This window comes from Mycobacterium sp. 852002-30065_SCH5024008 (genome assembly GCF_001665645.1).
GTDB lineage: Bacteria > Actinomycetota > Actinomycetes > Mycobacteriales > Mycobacteriaceae > Mycobacterium > Mycobacterium paraffinicum.
In genome coordinates this window covers 29,146-49,889 of record NZ_LZSZ01000173.1, presented here as the reverse complement: position 1 = coordinate 49,889, position 20,744 = coordinate 29,146, and the positions used below count along the sequence as shown (strand labels likewise).

The 20,744-nt window shown below is 70.0% G+C and carries 20 protein-coding genes; 8 read left to right on the top strand and 12 right to left on the bottom strand.

All coding sequences use genetic code 11. The features are described 5' to 3' along the window. Positions 1-24 precede the first annotated feature (24 nt). A complete protein-coding gene (locus A5781_RS22335) occupies positions 25-501 on the top strand; it encodes a YbjN domain-containing protein (protein WP_067212048.1) in 477 nt (158 codons plus the stop codon). On the opposite strand, the gene A5781_RS22330 is transcribed toward A5781_RS22335, so the two are convergent. Further along, complete coding sequence (locus A5781_RS22330) at positions 498-1,679, bottom strand: acyltransferase (protein ID WP_156624952.1); 1,182 nt, start codon at positions 1,677-1,679, stop codon at positions 498-500. The two genes, A5781_RS22335 and A5781_RS22330, sit on opposite strands and share 4 nt — an antisense overlap. Before the next feature lie 174 nt (positions 1,680-1,853). Between A5781_RS22330 and A5781_RS22325 the strand changes: the two genes are divergently transcribed. After that, the gene (locus A5781_RS22325) at positions 1,854-3,131 is read left to right on the top strand and encodes a DUF3068 domain-containing protein (RefSeq protein ID WP_197504014.1); all 1,278 of its coding nucleotides are present in this window, start codon (positions 1,854-1,856) and stop codon (positions 3,129-3,131) included. Positions 3,132-3,139: 8 nt separating this feature from the next. After that, on the top strand, positions 3,140-4,837 hold the full coding sequence (locus A5781_RS22320) for a hypothetical protein (RefSeq protein ID WP_067212041.1): 1,698 nt from the start codon (positions 3,140-3,142) through the stop codon (positions 4,835-4,837). Here A5781_RS22320 and A5781_RS22315 read toward each other — a convergent pair. Beyond that, complete coding sequence (locus A5781_RS22315) at positions 4,821-5,975, bottom strand: glycosyltransferase family 4 protein (protein ID WP_067212037.1); 1,155 nt, start codon at positions 5,973-5,975, stop codon at positions 4,821-4,823. The genes A5781_RS22320 and A5781_RS22315 overlap by 17 nt on opposite strands. 292 nt (positions 5,976-6,267) lie before the next feature. Between A5781_RS22315 and A5781_RS22310 the strand changes: the two genes are divergently transcribed. The 4 genes from A5781_RS22310 (at position 6,268) to A5781_RS22300 (ending at position 9,689) form a co-directional block, all read left to right on the top strand. Continuing rightward, positions 6,268-7,035 (top strand): class I SAM-dependent methyltransferase, encoded by a 768-nt coding sequence (locus tag A5781_RS22310; RefSeq protein ID WP_067212033.1) that lies wholly within the window; start codon positions 6,268-6,270, stop codon positions 7,033-7,035. 94 nt (positions 7,036-7,129) lie between these two features. Beyond that, on the top strand, positions 7,130-8,602 hold the full coding sequence (locus A5781_RS22305; RefSeq protein ID WP_067212030.1) for an aldehyde dehydrogenase: 1,473 nt from the start codon (positions 7,130-7,132) through the stop codon (positions 8,600-8,602). Between the two features lie 299 nt (positions 8,603-8,901). After that, on the top strand, positions 8,902-9,033 hold the full coding sequence (locus A5781_RS26460; protein WP_255360835.1) for a hypothetical protein: 132 nt from the start codon (positions 8,902-8,904) through the stop codon (positions 9,031-9,033). A gap of 89 nt (positions 9,034-9,122) precedes the next feature. Then, on the top strand, positions 9,123-9,689 hold the full coding sequence (locus A5781_RS22300; RefSeq protein ID WP_067212100.1) for a TetR/AcrR family transcriptional regulator: 567 nt from the start codon (positions 9,123-9,125) through the stop codon (positions 9,687-9,689). Positions 9,690-9,693: 4 nt separating this feature from the next. Here A5781_RS22300 and A5781_RS22295 read toward each other — a convergent pair whose 3' ends face one another. The 7 genes from A5781_RS22295 to A5781_RS25740 form a co-directional block, all read right to left on the bottom strand. Next, the gene (locus A5781_RS22295) at positions 9,694-9,990 is read right to left on the bottom strand and encodes a hypothetical protein (RefSeq protein ID WP_067212026.1); all 297 of its coding nucleotides are present in this window, start codon (positions 9,988-9,990) and stop codon (positions 9,694-9,696) included. Next, positions 9,987-11,480 (bottom strand): class I adenylate-forming enzyme family protein, encoded by a 1,494-nt coding sequence (locus A5781_RS22290; RefSeq protein ID WP_067212023.1) that lies wholly within the window; start codon positions 11,478-11,480, stop codon positions 9,987-9,989. Before A5781_RS22290 ends, A5781_RS22295 begins: the two co-directional genes overlap by 4 nt. 67 nt (positions 11,481-11,547) lie before the next feature. Then, positions 11,548-12,324 (bottom strand): crotonase/enoyl-CoA hydratase family protein, encoded by a 777-nt coding sequence (locus A5781_RS22285; RefSeq protein ID WP_369816431.1) that lies wholly within the window; start codon positions 12,322-12,324, stop codon positions 11,548-11,550. 117 nt (positions 12,325-12,441) lie between these two features. Then, positions 12,442-13,851 (bottom strand): wax ester/triacylglycerol synthase family O-acyltransferase, encoded by a 1,410-nt coding sequence (locus A5781_RS22280; RefSeq protein ID WP_067212019.1) that lies wholly within the window; start codon positions 13,849-13,851, stop codon positions 12,442-12,444. Positions 13,852-13,895: 44 nt separating this feature from the next. Beyond that, a complete protein-coding gene (locus tag A5781_RS22275; protein WP_067212017.1) occupies positions 13,896-15,077 on the bottom strand; it encodes an alpha/beta hydrolase in 1,182 nt (393 codons plus the stop codon). Between the two features lie 188 nt (positions 15,078-15,265). Beyond that, positions 15,266-15,934, bottom strand: a complete 669-nt coding sequence (locus A5781_RS22270; protein WP_067212014.1) for an SAM-dependent methyltransferase — start codon at positions 15,932-15,934, stop codon at positions 15,266-15,268. Positions 15,935-16,104: 170 nt separating this feature from the next. Then, positions 16,105-16,248, bottom strand: coding sequence for a hypothetical protein (locus A5781_RS25740; RefSeq protein WP_156624949.1), 144 nt, complete (start codon positions 16,246-16,248; stop codon positions 16,105-16,107). A gap of 80 nt (positions 16,249-16,328) precedes the next feature. Between A5781_RS25740 and A5781_RS22265 the strand changes: the two genes are divergently transcribed. Continuing rightward, on the top strand, positions 16,329-17,228 hold the full coding sequence (locus A5781_RS22265) for an alpha/beta hydrolase (protein ID WP_067212011.1): 900 nt from the start codon (positions 16,329-16,331) through the stop codon (positions 17,226-17,228). Between the two features lie 7 nt (positions 17,229-17,235). Here the strand turns inward: A5781_RS22265 and A5781_RS22260 are convergent, their stop codons facing one another. Genes A5781_RS22260 through A5781_RS22250 form a run of 3 tightly spaced genes read right to left on the bottom strand, consistent with a single transcriptional unit; the run spans position 17,236 to position 20,735 of the window. Further along, positions 17,236-18,540: an amidohydrolase family protein gene (locus A5781_RS22260; RefSeq protein ID WP_067212008.1), complete on the bottom strand. Its 1,305-nt coding sequence runs from the start codon at positions 18,538-18,540 to the stop codon at positions 17,236-17,238. Beyond that, positions 18,534-19,715: a CoA transferase gene (locus A5781_RS22255; RefSeq protein ID WP_067212004.1), complete on the bottom strand. Its 1,182-nt coding sequence runs from the start codon at positions 19,713-19,715 to the stop codon at positions 18,534-18,536. Before A5781_RS22255 ends, A5781_RS22260 begins: the two co-directional genes overlap by 7 nt. A gap of 27 nt (positions 19,716-19,742) precedes the next feature. Beyond that, on the bottom strand, positions 19,743-20,735 hold the full coding sequence (locus tag A5781_RS22250) for a MaoC family dehydratase (RefSeq protein ID WP_156624960.1): 993 nt from the start codon (positions 20,733-20,735) through the stop codon (positions 19,743-19,745). Positions 20,736-20,744 lie beyond the last annotated feature (9 nt).

The window sequence follows — 20,744 nt, the reverse complement described above, 5'->3', positions numbered from 1 at the left end:
AGCCGGCGGGCCCATCATCGGGCAATGCAGATCGAACCGCTGAGCACGGAGTTGATCGACCGTTACCTGCGATCGCGTGAGTTGCGCTTCTTCCGCAGCGATGACCGCGAGGAGTTCATGATGCTGCCCAGCTACGAGCGCGGCAAGCTGCACGTGAACCTGCGGATCAACGGTTTGCGGCGCGACGTTTTCGAGATCTCGATCAGCCCCGCCGGGCACTACCCCGCTACCGAGCGGGCGCGCCTGATGGAACTGGTCAACGACTGGAATCGCGAAACCCATTGGCCCAAGGCGTTTGTGCGCGAAACCGCCCGGCCGAGCCACGTCAGCGTGGTCGGCGAGAACGCTTACCTGCTGACCGACGGCATCCACCTCGAGGCGCTGGGCAACCTCGTCCGATCGACCGTCGAGTACGGGGCCGATCTGTTCCAGAAGATCGAGCGCGCGATCTGCCTGCCGTCCGCCGACATGCTGGAAGAGTGGATGGACCGCACCGGCTAGGGCGCGATCGCGTCCGCCTCGGCGTCCACCACGTCTGCGGTTTCGGCCGGCCTCTCGCGTCTCTCCCAATGCCGCAACGCTTCCCGGCAGGGCGACTCGACCAGCCCGTAGCTGACCGCGGCGATCGCCCAGCCGAAGACCAGCGTCAGCGCCAGCACGGCGGGCATGCGGCCGGTGAAGGCGAACGTCCCGAGCACCGGGAACACCATGGCCAGCGCGGCCAGGTGCCAGACGAACAGGCCGTAGGACCACCGGCCCAGCGTCACCATGCCGGTGCTGCCCAGCAGCCGGTGAGAGGTGTCGACCCGGTCCAGGACCAGCGGGGCGACGAGCGCGAACGCCACCACTGAGCCCGCCGCCGTCTTGACCGCGAACTGGGTGGCCGTGCCGGGAATCAGCCCCTCCGGGCCCGCCAGCGGGGAGGCCGCCAGCAGGTAGGCCAGCACGGCGACGACGGCCATGGGGACCCGCCGGCGTGCCCACCGGTGTGACAGGCCGACCGGGCTGTGGACCCATTCGGCCAGCAGCATGCCCGCGGCGAACCAGGAGAAGAAGGCCGGCGGCCAGTTGAGCGGGTTGGTGCCGGATCCGGAATGGATGGGCACCCAGCCCCAGGCCCAGCTCAGCGCCGCCAGCGCGGCGATCGTCGGTATCCGCGCGCCGACCGGCAGCCGCCGGGCCAGCAACGCCAGAATCGGCAACGCCAGGTAGAAGCTGACCTCGACCGAAAGGCTCCACATCTGGGTCAGCCCGCCGGTCAGGGTGAGTGGCACATAGATTTGGGTGAGGGTCAGGTTGGCCAGCCACACGGTCGGGCTGGCGTGATCCGCGTCGGGCAGCAGCGACAAGATCACAACGACCGCCACCACATAGGCGGGCATGATTCGCACCACCCGGGAGCGCAGATAGTGGCCGGTGCGGGGACGCGGTCCCAGGCCGCGTGCCGCCGCGGCGTGGCCGCGCCACAACAGGAAGCCCGACAACGCGAAGAAGACCGCGACGGCGAGATCGAAGCGGCCGAAGAGCCGGCCGGTGACACCGCTGGAGTGCCCGGTCTGGAAAGCGACGTGCGTGACGACCACCCCCATGGCCGCGCAGGCGCGCATCCCCTCCACGGCGGGCAGGAAGCTGCGCGTCCCGCCCACCTGCCGGCCATCGGTCACCCCCACAGTCTGCATCTGTGGGTTGGGAGAACGAATGGGTACACCCGAAGCACCCGCGCGCGACGACAGGTTCGTAAGCCGAGGCCTTACGTTCTGCTGTTAGGGTCAAACGGGTTTGCCTCGGTGCTTGCTCAGGTCGGGGTGGGTCGCGGCTGACGGGGCAAGAGAGCACTAGGAGGGCACAGCAACGTGAACCGAGCAGTCATGTTGCGGTTAGCCGCATGCGGGATCATCGGTCTCGGGGCCGCCCTGCTGATCGCCGCGCTGCTGTTATCGACGTACACCACCAGCAGGATCACGAAGGTCCCGCTCAACATCGACAGCACGCTCATCAGCGACGGCACCGGAACCGCGCTGGACTCCGCATCGCTGTCGACCGATCACGTCGTCGTCAACCAGAACGTCCCCCTGGCCTCCCAGCAGCAGGTCAGCGTCGAGTCGCCCGCCAACGCCGACGTGGTCACGCTGCAGGTCGGAACGTCGGTGCGGCGCACCGACAAGCAGAAGGACAGCGGGCTGCTGCTGGCGATCGTCGACACCGTCACCCTCAACCGCAAGACCGCGATGGCCGTCTCCGACGACACCCACGCCGGCGGCTCGGTCCAGAAACCGCGCGCCGTCAACGACGAGAACCCGCCCACCGCGATGCCCCTGCGGCACGACGGGTTGTCCTACCGGTTCCCCTTCCACACCGAGAAGAAGACGTACCCCTACTTCGATCCGATCGCGCAGAAACCGTTCGACGTCAACTACGACAGCCAAGAAGACGTCAACGGCCTGACCACCTACAAGTTCACCCAGAACATCGGCTACAACGCCGACGGCAAGCTGGTGGCGCCCGTGGCTTACCCGTCGCTGTTGGCCGGCAACGAGGACGCCAAGCAGACCACCTCCGCGTCGATGTGGGGCGTGCAGGGCGGCGATCCGAACGAGCAGATCACCATGACGCGCTACTACGCGGCGCAGCGGACCTTCTGGGTGGACCCCGTATCGGGCACCATCGTCAAGGAGACCGAGCACGCCAACCACTACTTCGCCCGCGACCCGCTCAAGCCGGAGCTGACGCTGGCCGACTATAAGGTCACCTCCAACCAGGACACCGTCGAATCGCAGGTCAACGCCGCCCGCGACGAGCGCGACCGGCTGTCGCTGTGGTCGCGGGTGCTGCCGATCACCTTCACCGCGGTCGGTTTGATCGCGCTGGTCGGTGGCGGCCTGCTCGCCTCGTTCAGTCTGCGGACCGAGAGCGCGTTGACCGATCCCGGCCTGGACCGCAGTGACCAGGACTTCTTCGGCCGCACCGGGCTCGAGGAGCCGGTGCCCGGCGCCGAGGCCGAGACCGAGAAGCTGCCCACGCAGCGTCCCGGCTCGCGCGACGATCCCGGCGCGGACGCGCCCACCCTCGGCTCCGATGAGCCGCCCGAGTCGGGGCCGCCCGAGCCCGCCAGTCCACCCGAACGGGAATAGCCCGCCACGTGCGCTGGACCCGACCCGGGTACGCGTTGGTCTTGGCGCTGCTGGTGGTCGGGCCGCTGCTCAAGCCCGGTTACCTGCTGCTGCGCGACGCGGTGTCCACGCCGCGCTCGTATGTGTCCGATACCGCGCTGGGCTTGACGTCGGCGCCGCGGGCGACGCCGCAAGACTTCGCGGTGGCCCTGGCCTCTCACGTGCTGGACGGCGGCGTCGTGGTGAAGGCGCTACTCGTTCTGGGGCTCTGGCTGGCGGGATGGGGCGCGGCCCAACTGGTCGCGACGGCGCTGCCCGACGCGGGCGTGGCCGGCCAGTTCGTCGCCACCACGCTGGCGATCTGGAACCCGTATGTCGCCGAGCGGCTACTCCAAGGCCACTGGAGCCTGCTGGTCGGCTACGGCTGCCTGCCCTGGGTTGCGGCGGCGATGCTCAGGCTGCGGACGGCCTCCGGTTCGTTCTTCGGGCTGGCTTTCTGGATCGCGCTGGCCGGGCTGACGCCGACCGGTCTGCTGCTCGCCGCGACCGTCGGGCTGGTGTGCGTGGCCGTGCCCGGCGCGGGCCGGTCCCGCCGGGTGTGCGCCGCGGCGACGCTGGGCGCCGCGCTGGTGGCGGCGCTGCCCTGGCTGACCGCGTCTGCGCTGGGCTCGTCGTTGACCTCCCACACGGCGGCGAACACGTTAGGGGTGACCGCGTTCGCGCCGCGCGCCGAGCCGGGTCTGGGCACGCTCGCCAGCCTGGCCAGCCTGGGCGGGATCTGGAACGGCGAGGCGGTGCCGATCTCGCGGACCACCCTGTTCGCGGTGGCGTCGGCCATGGTGCTGCTGGGCGTGGTGGCGGTCGGGATGCCGACGGTGGTTCGCCGCGGCGCGGTGCGACCGCTGCTCGTGTTGGCGGCGGTGGCCGTGCTGGTTCCGGCCGGGCTGGCGACCGGCCCGGGACTGCACCTATTGGGTGCGCTGGTTGACGCCGCGCCCGGATTCGGCGTGCTGCGCGACGGGCAGAAGTGGGTGGCGCTGGCCGTGCCGGGCTACGCGCTGGCGGGCGCCGGCGCGGTGGTGGCGCTGAGCCGGTGGGTGTGGCCGGCCCTGACGGCGCCGGTTTGCTGCCTCGCGCTGATCTTCGCGCTGCCCGACCTGGCCTGGGGGGTATGGGGCCAGGTGTCGCCGGTGCAGTACCCGCGCGGGTGGACGGCGGTGGCCGCCGCGATCAACGGCCAGCCCGCGGCGGTGGCGGTGTTGCCGGCCGGCACCATGCGGCTGTACTCCTGGTCGGGTCGGGCGCCGGTGCTGGATCCGTTGCCCCGCTGGGTGCGCGCCGACGTCCTGAGCACGGGCGACCTGGTCATCTCGGGGACCGTCATCCCGGGCGAGGGCGCCCGGGCCCGCGCCGTGCAGCAGTTGCTGCTTTCCGGGCCCGATCGGTCCGCGCTGGCCCCGGCCGGGGTGGGCTGGCTGGTCGTGGAGTCGGACACCGCCGGCGACATGGGGGCGTCCGCCCGCACCCTCGATGCGCTGACGCCGGTCTACCGCGACGACAACCTTGCGCTCTATCGCATCGGCGGCCACACCGCCGGGGTGTCCGCCACCGCCCGCACGACGACGCTGATCGCGCATCTGGCGTGGCTGGCGGCGCTGATGGTCGGCGGCGCCGGCGCGGCTGTCAGCGCGTGGCGGCGCCGGCTTGGTGCTACACCACGCCGCTGACCGGGTGGCCGGTCCGCACGGCCTCCAGGACCGCGCGCATGGCGTCGGCGCTTTGCCGCCAAGAGAATTCACCGCTTCGGGTGTGCGCCTTGGCGCCGAGTTGATCGCGCAGGACGGGGTCGGAAAGCACCTCTTCGAGACGGTTTACCAGTTCGGCGTGGGTGTCCACCAAGATCCCGGTCACCTCGTCGACGATCGAATCCGACAGGCCGCCCGAGGACCGGTAGCCGATGGTCGGCACCCGATGCTGGGCCGCCTCGACGACCGCCAGCCCCCAGCCCTCCTTGCGCGACGGCAGCAGCTGCACCCAAGCGCTTTGCAGCACATGGTGTTTGGTCACATCGTCGACGTGGCCGTGGAACGTCACCGCGTCGGAGATGCCGAGCCGATGGACGTGGTCGACGAGCCGCCGCCGCCACCAGCCGTCGCCGACGATGTCGAGGTGCAGACCCGGCATGCGCGGCCGGAGCTGTGCGACGGCCTCGAGAGCGTCTTCGATCTGCTTGTGCGGCACCAGCCGCGACAGCACCACCACCCGGGGCGTGGCGGCGCGCGGGCCGGACAGCGTGCGCGCGGGGGCTTCGTCGAGGCCGTTGCGCACCACCGCGATCTGCGCGTGGTCGACGCCGAGCGTCACCAGGTCGCGCGCCGACGGCAGCGACACCGTCACATACTGGTTGCGCCGGTTCAGCCGTGGCGACAACGTCGACTCGACGAACCAGCCGAGCCGCCCGAGCACGGGGCCGGCCACCGGCCACTGCTCGCGGTGGCAGTGGTGCACCAGCACGACGACCCGCCGGCCGTACACCAGCCGGGCGAGGAACGGCAGGCCGTTCTGGGTGTCGACGACGACGTCGGGCCGCACCCGCCGCAGCGGTCCGAGGCCCAGCCGCGCCGCAGCCATCGCGAGTAGGGCCCAGACGTAGACGGAATACCGGCCGCCGGCGCGGTCGATGCGCACGCCGTCGACCACTTCGCGGCGAGCAGCCCCGGGGTAGCGGGCGGTGCGCAGCGTGACGTCGATGCCGGACGCGGCCAGCTGCGCGCCGATGCGCTGCAAGTAGGCTTCGCTGCCGCCGCCCTGCGGGTGTCCGGTATCGCGCCAGCACAGCAGGAGCACGGAGCGCAGACCAGACATCACCGGTCAGCCTAGCCCGGCGATGACGCGCGCCGCGGAGGGCGCGTGTGGGGGCACCCCATCCGCGTCGCGGGGGCGGCCAGTCGGTCACTGGCGCCACACTGGCCTCCGCCGGGGAAGGACCGCTCGAAGTGCCCGCCTCACAGCGACAAATCGGCGGCACACGCCTATCACCGGGCGTTGTCGCTGTGAGGCGGGCACTTCCGGTGCCGCCCGATCCAGGGACGGGTGTGACACCAGTGACCCAAGCTGCCCGGCGGCGACGCGCGCCGGTGCTGCGTAGGGTTGGCCGGTGGCCGCGACTGACGTCTTCGCGCGGCGGGCGACCCTGGCCCGCGCGCTGCGGCTGCTGTTCGAATTCCGCTTCGAGCAGTCGGAGCCGGCCCGGTTCTACGGCGCGCTGGCGGCGGATACCGCGGCGATGGTGGGTGACCTGTGGCTGGCCGCGACCGGCGAGACCCCGGCCGGCCGCACCCTGCTCGACGTCGGCGGCGGTCCCGGCTACTTCTCGGCCGCGTTCGCCGACGCCGGGATCCGCTACGTCGGCGTCGAACCCGACCCGAGCGAGATGCACGCCGCGGGACCCACGCCCGCAAGCGGCGACGGGAACTTCGTCCGCGCCTCGGGCATGGCGCTGCCGTTCGCCGACGACTCGGTGGACATCTGCCTGTCGTCCAACGTCGCCGAACACGTGCCGCGGCCGTGGCAGCTGGGCGCCGAGATGCTTCGGGTGACCAAGCCGGGCGGGCTGGCCGTGCTCTCCTACACCGTCTGGCTGGGCCCGTTCGGGGGGCACGAGATGGGCCTGACCCATTACCTCGGGGGCGCCCGGGCCGCCGCCCGCTACGCCCGCAAACACGGGCATCCGGCGAAAAACAACTACGGGTCGTCGTTGTTCGCGGTCTCGGCGGCCGACGGCCTGCAATGGGCGGCGAGCACCGGGGCCGCGGTGGCGGCATTTCCCCGCTACCACCCCCGATGGGCGTGGTGGATGACCTGGGTGCCGCTGCTACGGGAGTTCGGAGTCAGCAACTTGGTGCTGGTGCTGCGGCCCCGATAATGAAACATGTTCTCGTTTTGCGTCGGCTTGGGTAGGGTGGCGCCATGCGCGCCGGCGACGATGCAGCGCGAAGCAATAAGGAGGAGCGGCGCAGATGCCCGAGAGCCAAACGACGGAATACGACAAGCTTTTCATCGGCGGCAAGTGGACTGAGCCGTCGACCGACGAGGTGATCGAGGTGCGCTGCCCGGCCACCGGCGAGTATGTCGGCAAGGTGCCGATGGCGGCGCCCGCCGACGTCGACGCCGCGGTGGCCGCGGCCCGCGCCGCCTTCGACAACGGACCCTGGCCCACGACGCCGCCCAAGGAACGCGCGGCCGTCATCGCCAACGCGCTCAAGTTGATGGAAGAGCGTAAGGACCACTTCACCCAGCTACTGGCGGCCGAGACAGGCCAGCCGCCGATGGGCGTCGAAACGATGCACTGGATGAGCTCCATCGGGGCGCTGAACTTCTTCGCCGGCCCCGCCGTCGACCAGATCAAGTGGAAAGACGTCCGCACCGGCGGCTACGGGCAGAGCATCGTCTACCGCGAGCCCATCGGCGTGGTGGGTGCGATCGTCGCATGGAACGTGCCGCTGTTCCTGGCGGTCAACAAGCTGGGCCCGGCGCTGCTGGCCGGCTGCACCGTGGTGCTCAAGCCGGCCGCCGAAACCCCGCTGAGCGCAAACGCTTTGGCGGAGGCCTTCGCCGAGGCGGGGCTGCCCGAGGGCGTGCTGTCGGTGGTGCCCGGCGGGATCGAGACCGGCCAGGCGCTGACCTCCAACCCGGGAGTCGACCTCTTCTCCTTCACCGGCAGCTCGGCCGTCGGGAAGGAGATCGGCCGGCGCGCCGCGGACATGCTCAAGCCGTGCACTCTGGAACTCGGCGGCAAGTCTGCGGCCATCGTCCTCGAGGACGTCGACCTGGCGGCCGCGGTCCCGATGCTGGTGTTCTCCGGGATCATGAACACTGGGCAGGCCTGCGTGGCCCAGACCCGGATCCTGGCCCCGCGCTCCCGCTACGACGAAATCGTCGACGCGGTAAGCGCTTTCGTGCAGGCGCTGCCGGTGGGCCTACCGTCGGACCCGGCCGCCCAGATCGGTTCGCTGATCTCGGAGAAGCAGCGCGCGCGGGTCGAGGGTTACATCGCCAAGGGCATCGAAGAAGGTGCGCGGCTGGTGTGCGGCGGCGGCCGCCCCGAGGGCCTGGACAGCGGCTTCTTCGTGCAGCCCACGGTCTTCGCCGACGTCGACAATAAGATGACGATCGCCCAGGAGGAGATCTTCGGGCCCGTGCTGAGCATCATCGGATACGACACCGAGGAGGACGCGATCAAGATCGCCAACGACTCGGTGTACGGCCTGGCCGGCAGCGTGTGGACCACCGACGTGGAACGTGGCATCGCGGTCTCGGAGAAGATCCGCACCGGCACCTACGCGATCAACTGGTATGCGTTCGACCCCTGTTGCCCGTTCGGGGGTTACAAGAACTCCGGCATCGGCCGCGAGAACGGCCCCGAAGGTGTGGAGCACTTCACCCAACAGAAGAGCGTGCTCATGCCGATGGGCCACACGATCGAGGGCTGACCCCGGTACGCACCGAGCGTGCACTCGCCGCGACGAATCAGGACCAACCTCGCGGCGGGTGCACGTTCGGCGTTTCAGGCCCTTGGTGAAGGTGCCGGCCAGCGGTGCCACAGCCCCACAATTATGCTAAATAGCATAGAAACCTGGTTGTTACACCCCCGTCAATCACGATTCACAACGACGCGCGACAACGTTTCCCGTGGTTCAGCGTTTACATAGGGAATAGATTTGCTTACTGGACCGCTGTCTTATATGCTACTAAGCATAATCATGGGCTGCACTTAGGCCGGGAGAGAATCATGTGGATCATCGAGTTGAACATCGGCGGCTATCAATTCACCCGCGAGATGCCCGACCTTAAGCGCCGGAATTTCCGCTTCAGCCCCCGCAGCATGCATTGGCCGGTACTGCGGCAATCACACGCTGCATGACGTTAGCCACGGGAGGCACGAGAGTGGCGACCACTAGCGAAACAGTGCAGGACATCACCCCGACGAAGCGCGGCGGCACGCGCAGGAAAATGCTGGCCAGCGCCGCCGAGGTGATGCGTGAACGAGGCGCCGCGGGAGTGACCATCGATGCGGTGCTCGCCCGCAGCGGCGCGCCGCGCGGCTCGGTCTACTACCACTTCCCCGACGGCCGCAATCAGATTCTGATCGAGGCGCTGCGGTATTCCGGTGATTCCATCACCGCGATGATCGACGACGCCGCCGAGCAGGGCGCCCGGGTGCTGCTTGGCAAGTTCGTCGAGTTCTGGGAGCGTCTGCTGACCGAGGGCGGCTTCAACGCCGGCTGCCCGGTGGTGGCAGCGGCGATCGGCTCGGACGACGACGACGCCCAGCTTTCCGCCGAGGCCGGCGCCATCCTGGGCCGCTGGTGCGCGTCGCTGACCCGGGCGTTCACCCACGACGGCTTCGACGAGCCGTGCGCCGCCTCGCTGGCGGTGATGTCGATCGCCGCGCTGGAGGGCGCCATCGTGCTGTCCCGCTCGACCGGCAGCATCGACCCGTTGCGTCAGGTCGGCGACCAGCTCGAATTCCTAATCAAGGCAAGGGAATTCGTGCTCCGCAATAATATCGGGGAGTAACTCCTCAGTCGCTGGCCGGCAGCGGCTTGACCTCTTTGAGCTGCAGCGCGGTCGCTCCGACGCTCAGGCTCCCGGCGCCCGGCTTGGTCACCAGCACCTCGGCACCGGTCTCGTCGACGTAGCGCTTGCCCATCACGGTGCCGTCGGCGAAGCCCGGGTCCAATTCGCCCGAACGCTCGGCGCCAATCGGCACCATAGGCGCACCGCCACAACGCAAGTCGTCGAGGCTGTCGGCGCTCCTGACGACGATCACCTGTGTGTCACACACCTGGCTTGCCAAGCGGGTTCCGTTCTTGATCATGCCTTCAGCCCTTCTAGCATCTCGATGATCTCCCGGCGAAGTACCTTGCCGGTGGGAGTCGTGGGCAGCTCGTCGCGAAACACTACCCGGTCCGGGGTTCGCGACCCGCGCAAGCTTTTCCGGACATGCTCGCGCAATTCCTCGGGATCCGGATCCGCACCGGGGCGGGGCACCACCACCGCGACGATCGCCTGGCCCCACTGCGGATCCTCGACACCGACCACGGCGACGTCCCGCACGAGCGGGTGCTCCACCAACACCTCTTCGAGCTCGGCGGGCGCGATGTTCTCACCACCGCGGATGATGGTGTCGTCGCTGCGGCCGCCGATGAACAGGTAGCCGTCCTCGTCGAGCATGGCGATGTCTTTGGTTGGGAACCAGCCGTTTTCGTCGAGCACCGAACCGATCCCCGTGTAGCGGCCGGAGACCTGCTCGCCGCGGACGAACAGCTCGCCGGTTTCGCCCGGCCCGAGCACGTTGCCGTCCTCGTCGCGAATCTCGATCTCGATGCCGGGGACCGGCTGCCCGACCGACGCCAGCCGCCTGGCGACCTCGGGTGCCTCCGCGGCCTGCGCCGCCCGGTGGTCGTCCGGGGTGAGCACCGCGATGGTCGAGCTCGTCTCGGTCAGGCCGTAGGCGTTGACGAAGCCCACGCCCGGCAGAAGTTCGAGGGCCCGGCGGACGAGCGGGAGCCCCACCTTGGACCCGCCGTAGGCCAGGTTGCGCAGCGACGGCAGCTCGTGGCCCTCGGCCTCCAGCGCGGCAACGATGCGGTCCAGCATGGTGGGCACCACGGTCGCGGTGGTCACGTTCTCGGCATTGATCAGCCGAACCCATTCCTGCGCATCGAAATTCGGCAGGTAGACCATTTTGCGCCCGGCATACAGGTTCGACAGCGCGGCGCCCACCCCGGCGATGTGATAGGGCGGCACGCAGATCAGCGCGGCGTCGCTGTCGGCGGCCGACTCGAATTCAACCGTGCCGGTCACGTAGCTGGTCAGGTTGTTGTGCGACAGTTCGACGGCCTTGGGCTGCGACGTGGTGCCCGAGGTGAACAGCACGATCGCGACCGAGTCCGGGTCGGGAAACTCCGCGGCCGGCTCGTTGTCGTGGGCGGCCGCCAGGAATTCGTCGGTGGTCATCAGCCGCGCCGTGGTCTCGCCGACCATGTCCCGGTAGCGGCTGTCGACGATCACCAGGGGCTCGGGCAGGCGCTCGATGAGCGCCTGGATGCCGTCGGCGGAAAGCCGGTAATTGATCGGCGTGAACGGCAACCCGGCGCGCGCCGCGGCGAAGATCAGCACCGGCAGCATCGCGCCGCCGGTGCCCACGTAGACGACATGTCGGGCATTCGATCCAGCGATCACCCCGGCACCGCCGTCGGCGAGATCGCTGAGCTGCTGCGTCGTCAGCCGCGTGTCCCCGGAGACCACCGCAGTCCGATCGGGATTGCTCGACGCGGCCATCTCCAGAAGCAAAGAAATGCTCATCCTCGGTCTTCCCGGATCTCCACGACTTTACAAAACTTAGTCACAGTGTAACCCGTCCGGCCGAATGTCAGCTGCCCGTCCAGCGCGGCGGGCGCTTCTCGGCGAAGGCGATGGCGCCCTCTTTGGCGTCGTTGGACGCGAACACAGGACCCAGGATCGTGTTCTGCTCGGCGAACATGTTCTCGGGGCTCCAGCCGCGCGACTCGACGATGATCCGCTTGGTGGCGGCCACCGCGAGCGGCCCGTTCGCGGCGATCTTCTCGGCCAGCGCGATGGCCTCGTCAAGCGCCTTGCCCGGCTCGGCCAACACGTTGACCAGCCCCAGCTTGTGGGCACGCTCGGCCGGCAGGTTGTCGCCGGTGAGCGCGAGCTCCATGGCGATGGCGGACGGGATGCGCTGCGGCAGCCGCAGCAGACCGCCGCCACCCGCGACCAGCCCGCGCTTGACCTCGGGGATGCCGAAGGCCGAATCCTTGGACGCAACGATCAGGTCGGTGGCCAACGCCAACTCGGTTCCGCCGGCCAGGGCGTAGCCCTCGACCGCCGCGATGAGCGGTTTGATGGGCGGGCGTTCGGTGAAGCCCATGCCGCGCCCCTGGACGATGGGGAGTTCGCCGCGCGCGAAGGCCTTGAGGTCCATGCCCGCGCAGAACGATCCACCGGCGCCGGTGAGGATGCCCACCGAAAGACCCGGGTCGCCGTCGAGCCGGTCGACGGCCTCGGCCAGGCCGTTGGCCACCGCGGCGTTGACCGCGTTCTTGGCCTTCGGCCGGTTGATCGTGATGATCAGGATCCGATCCCGCTGTTCGACCAGGACTTCGGGTTCGCTGGCTTCTTCGCTCACGGTGCTCACGTGCCGCACAGCTCCTTAAGGGTAGGGATGGCTGCTTATCCGACCGATGGTAACGGTCGACGGAAATGGCATTGGCACCAGCCGAGAGTCCCGTTTCCAGGACCGTCCTCAGGCCGGTGCCATCGCGGCTTCGATGACGGTGAGATCCTCGGAAAGCCCTGCGGCCCTTCGTATTTCGATGAAGTCCGCGACCATGGCCTCGGTCACCTCGTGCGGGTCCTTGAGCGTGGCGCCGTCGGACAGCACCGAGATGTTGAGCTGGTCGACGTAGCTCCACACGGTGATGTTGAGGCCGCTACCGGCGGTCAGCGGGCCCACCGAGTAAATCTCGGTGACCAGCGCCCCGCCGACCCGCCCGCGTTCGCGTGGGCCGGGCACGTTGGAGATGTTCAGGTTGAGGATCTTGTTGTGCCCGTCGCGGCCGGACGCCCACCGGAAGAAGGCCTGGGTGGGCGCGGGCGGCATGTAGGCCGCCCAGCGGCTGACCAGCTCGGGCCCCATCAGCTGATTGCTTTCCTTGGCGGCGATGGCGTTCTCGTGGGTGCACCGCACCCGCTCCAGCGGATCGTCGGAGTCGGTCGGCAGGCCCACCAGCACGCCGGTGAAGCGATTGCCGGAGATCCGCTCGGGCGAGAAGTCGAAACTCATCGGCACCGACGCCAGCAGGGGCACGGCGGTGCCGTCGTAGCGCAGCAACAGGGTGCGCAGGGCGCCGGTGGCCATGGCCAGGACCATGTCGTTGATCGTCGCCCCGAGCCGCTTGCCGGTTTCCTTGACGTCGGCCAGCGCCAGGGTGGCGGTGGCGAACCGGCGCTCCGCGTTGATCTTGTGGTTCATGAAAGTCGGTGGCGGTTCGAACGGCCGGCTCAGCTCCGGTGACAACTTGCGCGAGCTGCGCCGGACCCGGCCCAGCCCCTGCGCGGTGTAGCGGACCGTCGCGGGGATTCGCCCGACGTGCCGCAGGTGATCCGCGAACGCCGAACCCATCAGCTGCCGGGTGGTGGGCGCCGGGTCGGACACGTACGGGCCGCCCTCCGGCCCGGGCTGCAGGTCCATGCCGCGGGCCATCAGGTTGGCCGAGGCGACGCCGTCGGCGAGCGAGTGGTGGATCTTGCCGACCACGGCGATCCGGTTGTTCGCCAGCCCTTCGACGAAGTACATCTCCCAGAGCGGGCGGCTGCGGTCCAACGGCGTGCTGGCGATGCGCCCGATGGCCTCGTCCAACTCGCGCCGGCCGCCGGGCGCGGGCAACCGCATCGGGCGAATGTGGTAGTCGAGGTCGACCTCGCAATGCTCCCGCCACATCGGGTGGTGAAGCTGGAAGGGAATCTCGACCAACTGGTAGCAGAATGGCTCGAGCTTGCCCAGCCGGCCGCGGATGACTTCGCGAAACGCCTCGACGCCGAAGTCAAACCGATCTGAATCGAGTTCGATCACAGCGGCTTTGATGGTGTGCATGTGCACGTTCGGCGTTTCGCTGTAAAGCAGAACCGCGTCCCACCCGCTCAGCCGTTTCACCGCTGCCCCTTACCCATAGAGGGACCATACTCAGCGGCGGCAGTTCAGATAACCTCTTTGGCCGCGTTTGTCTTGGTGCGATAGACCTGGTTGAGGAACAGCGAAGTCGCGTGCGCCGCCGCTCCCGCCCGCTCTCCGTCGATGAGGTCGTACCCGTGGCCCGCGCCGGGCAACTCCAGGTAGCCCACCATCGAATGCGAGACCGCCCGCATCCGTTCGACGAAGCTGCGCGCCTGTTCGACGGGGATGACGCTGTCCTTGCTGCCGTGAATCACCAAGAACGGCGGGGCATTTCGGTGCACCCTCGCCATCGGCGACGCGTCGCGGAACACCTCGGGGTGACGGTCGATCCTGCGCTTGACCACCACCCGCTCCAGGAAGTCGACGAACCGGTCCCGCTCGGGGGTGGAGCGGTCCTCCCAGTCATAGCGGCCGTAGATGCCGACCACCGCGTCCACCGAGGTGTTGGCGCCTTCGGGCAGCTTTGCGTGGTACTTCGGGTCGTCGGGAGTGAGGCCGGCCAGTGCGGACAGGTGCCCGCCGGCCGAACAACCCGCCACCGCGACGAAATCGCGGTCGCCGCCGAACTTGTCGACGTTGGCGCGCGCCCACGCGATGGCCGTCTTGACATCGATGACGTGCCGCGGCCACCGGTGATGCGGGGCGACGCGGTAGTCGATCGCCAGGCAGACCCAGCCCTGCTCGGCCAGCCGGGACATCAGCGCGGAGCCCTGCCCCATGCACCTGCCGTGCACCCAGGCGCCGCCCGGGACGAAGATCAGCACCGGCGCGGGCTGGCCGGTCAGGTCCTTGCGGCGCCAGACGTCGAGCACCTGCGCGGGGTGGTCTCCGTAGTGGACCGCGCGACGGTGGAGGTAGCGGCGCTGGCGCATCGCGTCCCAAATCGGCGGGGTTCGTAGCGCCGCGGGCCATTCCAGCTCGAGGTCGGCCGCCGACACGATTCCCCGGAGGGCCGCCAGGGACACGTCCCGGGTGCTCTCCCGATCGCGGCGGCGAATCTCCTCGCTGTCCGACGGCTGCCGAGGCTTCGTCATGCCGGAAAAGAAGTCCGGGGCGTGCCGTGCGCCCCAAATGCCCATCGCGGTGAGGCCACCCAGCGGTTCGAGGTGCTTGCCGACCACCGGCAGCGAGGCACCCGCGACGCTCAAGGCCAGCGCGTAGTCGCCCGGACGAGCCCGCAGCAACTTTTTCGCGCACGATGTCATAGTCGGCCTCCTTGCCGTCGTGTTAGGGCAGCGTACCCCCGGCCCCGGGTCCGAAACTGACGTTTGCGTCGACGCAACATCCGACATCTGAAAGACACCTGGCGTGCGGTTGCCCTGCGCAAATACGGGCCGCTATCGGCCGCCGTGGCGTTTGCTATCGGCGTGGGTCGAGGCCTGTCGCGACACGCTCACATCGCCGCCAGGCAGGCGATCACCCGCCCGCCGATCAGGCGGACACCGGTCAGCGTCAGACCGACCTGCGCGGCGAGCGCGGCGGCGCTGTCCACGCCGACCGACGCCCACCGAAACCAGGGCCCGATCTCGCAGGCGGACTCCAGCCGGACCCAGCGCGAACGGATGCCGATGTTCTCGGCGTCGAACTCGGCCACGCAGTGCCCACCGCGGGCCAGCAGCTCGGCGGCCCGCCCCAGGATCCGGCGCGGGTCGCCGCCGAGGCCGACGTTGCCGTCGACCAGCAACACCGTCTGCCACAGGCCCATCGCGGGCAGCGGGTCGAACACGTCGCCCAGCAGGACGGGCGCGCCGCCGCGGCCCGCCAACCGGATCGCGGCCACCGAGCGATCGATGCCCAGGGCCGGTATCCCCCGCTGAATCAGCCGGGCCACCAACCGGCCGGGCCCGCATCCCAATTCGATGGTCGGCCCGGTGCACATCTGCGTGACGGCTTCGTCGAAGACTTCGTCGAAGGCGTCACCAGATCCATCACCGGGACACACGTCATCGGGACATCGCACGCCCAGCCAGCGGTGGGCCGGCAGCGGTCGCAGCTCGCCGTCGTCATGGCGAATCCAACATCGCTCGCCGCCGAGTGCCCGATCGTAGAGATGCCCCAGCATTCACGTCCCTCGCGTCCTGCCCGGCCGGGCGGTCCACGCTCGGTCCCGGTGAGGGACGTTGCGACGACGAAACGCTGGCGCGTACCGCCCTCGCCAGCATTCCACCGATACCCCGATATTTGTTCGGCTAATCCACCGCCCTAGGAGCACGCACCCGGGCGCGGAAGGGTTCATTCGCGGTCGCTTCGCAGAGGCCCGGTCCCCCACGGTTTCTCGCGGGGCCGCAGCGGCGCGGCGGGTCCGGTGCCGGGGCAGGCCTGGACGCGGATGTTGCCGTGGACGGTATCGATGAACCGCGCAGCGTTTGCGGTCACGTCGCCTCCCCGAAGTCTGAATCACCGCATCTCAGTCATACCAGGCCCCTCGAGCGTTCCACGTCGGTGATACTGATGCGGTGCCGAACACCGACGTTCACCCTGACCTGCAGCGGATCGCCCGTTTCACCCCGCGCCGACTCGTCGGCCCCCGGACCCTGCGGCTCATGCGGGCGGCGACGGCCTTGCGCGGCCGCCTTGGTAAGCCCGCCCGCGACGTCGAGGTGATCACGCTCGGTTCTGGGGCCGGCGTCCGGCTGTTCCGGCCGGTCGGCGTGGCCGAGCCGACCCCCGCGCTGCTGTGGATCCACGGCGGCGGTTACGTGATCGGCACCGCCGAGCAGGACGACCGGCTCTGCAGAGCGTTCAGCCGGCGGCTCGGCGCCACCGTCGCGTCGGTGGAATACCGCCTGGCGCCCGAACATCCGTATCCCGCCCCGCTGGAAGACTGCTATTCGGCGTTGACGTGGCTGGCCGGCTTGCCGTCCGTGGACCGGTACCGGGTGGCCATCGGCGGCGCGAGCGCCGGTGGCGGCCTGGCCGCGGCCCTGGCCCTGCTGGCCCGCGACCGCGCCGAGGTGAGCCCGGCGTTTCAGCTGCTGAGCTATCCGATGCTCGACGACCGCAGCTCGGCCACCGCCCGCAAGTCCCACTACCGGCTCTGGGACAACCGCAGCAACGAGTTCGGTTGGGCGGCGTACCTCGGCGACGCCGACCCTCAGGTGGCCGTGCCGGGGCGCCGCGATGACCTGAGCGGGCTGCCGCCGGCCTGGATCGGGGTCGGCACGCACGACCTGTTCCACGACGAGGACCTGGCCTACGCCGAGCGCCTGACGGCCGCCGGGGTGCCGTGCCACGTCGAGACCGTTCCGGGCGCCTTCCACGGCTTCGACCTGGCCGTGCCCAAAGCGCAAGTGTCGCAGCGGTTTTTCGACAGCCAGTGCGGCATTCTGCGTTCCGCGCTCGCCGCCACGCCGTGATCGCCGGTCACATCGCGAAGTAAACGAGTTCGCCGCCGATGATGGTGGCCGCCACCATGCCGGCGTCCAGCTCGGCCAGCGCCGTCGCCGGCGGCTCGCTGAGCACACAGAGGTCGGCCGGCTGTCCGACCGCGACGGTCCTCGCCCGCCCCGGTCGCTCCGGCTCCCCTAGGAACATCGTCAAAGCCTCTCGGGCAGAGACGCATTCGTTGGCGTTGAGGACGGTGCCGCTGAGGGTGGTGCGGTAGACCGCGGCGCGCATCGCCGTCCAGGGGTCGCCATGACCGAAGGGCATGTCCGTGGAGAGCGCCACCGGCACCGTCGCCTCCAGTAGGGAGGCGACCCGCCACAGCTGGGGATGCTCGGCGGCGGGGACGTCGGCGAGGTAGTGATCGCCGCGCTCGGCGACGAAGTTGGGCTGGGTGACCACCGTGACCCCCAGCTCGGCCAGGTCGGCCAGGTTGTCGTCGGGCACGACGGCCGCGTGCTCGATGCGATCCCTCGGATGGCTGCCGGCCGCCCGCAGGGCTGCGATGGTGACCACGAGTTGGGCCGCGGTCACGCAGTGCACGGCGACCGGCCGGTCCGCGTCGTGCTGACCGGCGATCCAGTCCGTCAGCCCGTCCAGATCGAGGCGGTCGTCGTGCAGGATCTTCTTACCCGGGCACAGGAAACTCGGCCGTGGCCGGAACTCGCCGTGCCGGTGCGCCACCATCAGCGACACCATGTCATCGGCGTCGAGGTCCGGGGTGGCGTCGGTGACGCCGGTGACGCCGGTCGCGGTGATTCGCCGGCTCAGTTCCGCGAGGTCGCTTTCGCGCCGCTGCAGCAGGTCCGACCAGCCGTGGTCCGCGCTGCGCAGGCGCCCGTCGGGATGTTCGGCGAGCCCGACCCGGCCCAGCGCCTCGGAGTTGAGGATCCATAGCGCCCCACTGCGGTGCTGGATGCGCACCGGGAAGCTGCGAATCATCGCGTCGAGGGCGGTCCGGTCCAGGTCGCCAGCCACCGACTCGTGGTAGCCGACGGCGCGAATCCACCCGTCGGGACCCGGCGTCGCATTCGACAGCAGTTGTGTCAGTTCGGCTTTGGTGCTGACCCCGGGCGGCCCGACGAAGAACGAATCCAGCGCGGAGGCCGCCGATCGCACGTGCACGTGGTGGTCGTGCAGGCCGGGCAGCACGGTTCCGCCGCCGGCGTAGAGCACGCCCTCGCCGCGCTCGGCGACCAGGCCATCGCCCATTTCGTCGATCCGCTCGCCGACCCGGATGTCGGTGGTCGTCCCGTCCAGGAGCGTGGCCCGCCGAATCAGCATGGCGGGCAGCCTCGTTCGGCCACGATTCTGCGCACCGCCGCGTTATCGGCGCCCAGCCGCGCCGCGGGCCGGCTTGGCGGCGAAACCGGTGGGGGCGGCGCGGGCCGGTTGGCGACCGACGGCTGCGTTGGCAGCGCCGCGTAACCGGCGGCGACGGCGGCCATCGAGACCTCGATCAGCTCGCCGCCACCGCGGCCCAGCGATTCGGCGACCGCCCGCGTAGCCTCCATCCCCGTCAGCGGATCGGCGATGGCGTCACCGCAGAACACCGGTCCGTCGGCGGCGACGCCGACGAGCCCGCCACCCACCGCCGCGTCATCGCCGAACGCCGGCCTGGCATCGTCATATCCGTTGATGCGCAACCAGATTCGGCCTCGTCCCGGCGCGACATCGTCCGGCCCGAGCCGGCGCCGCGTCAGCGCCGCGGGGCGCGAGCCCTCGATCACCACGTCGGCGGCAGTGAGCAACTCGCGCAACTCGTCGGCTTGACCGTCGAAATCGACACAGTACGAAAGCTTTTGACCGTTCATCCAGTCCAAGAACGCCCGGTTGCCGCCGCGGGTACCGTCCGGGCGGTCCGGGCTCTCGACCTTCACGACGGTCGCCCCGGCGCGTGCCAGCAGCTGTCCGCACAGCGGGCCCGCCCACATGGAGGACAGGTCGGCGACCAGCAGCCCCGCGACGTCGCGCGCCGGTCCGCGGCCACCCCGTGGCCGCGTTCGCGGCGCGGCGGCCGCGGCTTCGCCCAGACCCGCCGCGGGGATGTCGAGCAGCGTCGCGCGCTCGACGATCGCGCAGAGGGGTTGGGTTGCGGCCCAGCGCTGCAACGTCGGCCAGGGGTCGCAGGCCGCCTCATCGGTCTGCACCAGCGCGGGCACGGCGGAGACGTCGTCCGGGCGCGACAGCGTGATCGCACACCAGCCGTCGGCGGCGCCCAACAACCGGGTGGCGCCACCGGCGGAAGCCCGGCCGCCGCGGGTCAGGCCCAGCAAGGCGGCCCGCCCGGCCAGCAGGCCGGCGGCATCGACGGGGATGCCCCAGCGCTCGGCCACGGCCGCGGCCACCCGCTGGGCGTGGGTCAGCACGTTCGCGCGGGAGAAGTCGGGCGGCCCGTCCGGCAGGCCGGTCAGATAGGCCAGCCCGCTGCTCCCCCACATCGACGTAGCCGAGCTCACCTTCCCTATTGTGCTCGTGGTCCCCGCCTAAAACTGCAGCGCGCTGAATCGCCAGTCCAGTACCGCGCGGTCCGGCTCACCCGCGACGTCGCCGGCGGCGTACACCAGCGACCGCAGCCCCAGCACGCCCCCGTGACCGGTCGGCTCGGCGGACTCGACGTGCAACTCGCTGTAGAGGGTGTCCCCCTCGTGGACGGGCCCGGTGTGATCGCACGACTCCCAGCCCAGCACCGTTGCGAGGTTGGGCAGCAGCCTGTTCGCCTGCGCAAGCGCCAGCCCGATGGTATGGCCGCCGTACACGAGCCGGCGCCCGCTGATCCGCGAATCATGGTGGGTGGCAGCGATGTTCAGGGTCAGCCGGGCCAGCTCGGGCGCGCTGGTTACCACGTCGGCGGTGCTGCGCAGCACCGCGCCGGCCAGTCCGGGGTGAAAGTGCGGACCGGGCACCTTGTTCCGGAACACCTCGCCGTCCCAGTGCGCGGCGGGATCGGCGGCCGGGCAGGGCGCGCCGGCGCCGATTCCGGACAGGTCGTCGGCGGGTGCGCCGTGAGGATTCCAGTCCGGACCGGCCGGCAGCATGGCGCACCGGTAGAAGTCGAGGACCAATCGATCGGCCTGGTCGATGGTGATCATCCGAAGCGCCGCCAGCCCCGTCGGCGCCCGGCCCGGCTTCGGCGAATTGGCCCGTAGCCCAACCACTTCGGTGCGGGTGTAGATGGTGTCGCCGATGACGGGAAATCGGTGAAACGTAAGGCCGCGGTAGAACAGGTTGGCCTTGACCCGCTGGGTGGCCAGCGTCGACTGGCCGATCGCGACGTCGCACACCAGCGCGGGGTGCGCCAGCGGTCCCGGCACGCCGGTCACGGCGGTGCACAGCACGGCATCGCACGCCAGGCGCAGCCGGTCGCCCACGATCGCCTGGTGGGTCGCCGCCAGCCCCGAGGACAGCGTCGCCGCCGGCGCCCAGTCGAAGACCTGGCCGACCGAGAGGTCGTCGAAGTACGGCCCGCCGGGGCGCATCCCCGCATA

Bases quoted from the DNA above. Each gene is read 5' to 3' on its own strand.
- A5781_RS22295 (WP_067212026.1), bottom strand. From the start codon at position 9,990: ATGATCAAGAACGGAACCCGCTTGGCAAGCCAGGTGTGTGACACACAG.
- A5781_RS26460 (WP_255360835.1), top strand. From the start codon at position 8,902: ATGTGGATCATCGAGTTGAACATCGGCGGCTATCAATTCACCCGCGAG.
- A5781_RS22330 (WP_156624952.1), bottom strand. From the start codon at position 1,679: ATGCAGACTGTGGGGGTGACCGATGGCCGGCAGGTGGGCGGGACGCGC.
- A5781_RS22270 (WP_067212014.1), bottom strand. From the start codon at position 15,934: ATGCTGGGGCATCTCTACGATCGGGCACTCGGCGGCGAGCGATGTTGG.
- A5781_RS22290 (WP_067212023.1), bottom strand. From the start codon at position 11,480: ATGAGCATTTCTTTGCTTCTGGAGATGGCCGCGTCGAGCAATCCCGAT.
- A5781_RS22305 (WP_067212030.1), top strand. From the start codon at position 7,130: ATGCCCGAGAGCCAAACGACGGAATACGACAAGCTTTTCATCGGCGGC.
- A5781_RS22335 (WP_067212048.1), top strand. From the start codon at position 25: ATGCAGATCGAACCGCTGAGCACGGAGTTGATCGACCGTTACCTGCGA.
- A5781_RS22315 (WP_067212037.1), bottom strand. From the start codon at position 5,975: ATGTCTGGTCTGCGCTCCGTGCTCCTGCTGTGCTGGCGCGATACCGGA.
- A5781_RS22250 (WP_156624960.1), bottom strand. From the start codon at position 20,735: ATGCGCCCCGGCGGGCCGTACTTCGACGACCTCTCGGTCGGCCAGGTC.
- A5781_RS22275 (WP_067212017.1), bottom strand. From the start codon at position 15,077: ATGACATCGTGCGCGAAAAAGTTGCTGCGGGCTCGTCCGGGCGACTAC.
- A5781_RS22260 (WP_067212008.1), bottom strand. From the start codon at position 18,540: ATGCTGATTCGGCGGGCCACGCTCCTGGACGGGACGACCACCGACATC.
- A5781_RS22300 (WP_067212100.1), top strand. From the start codon at position 9,123: ATGCTGGCCAGCGCCGCCGAGGTGATGCGTGAACGAGGCGCCGCGGGA.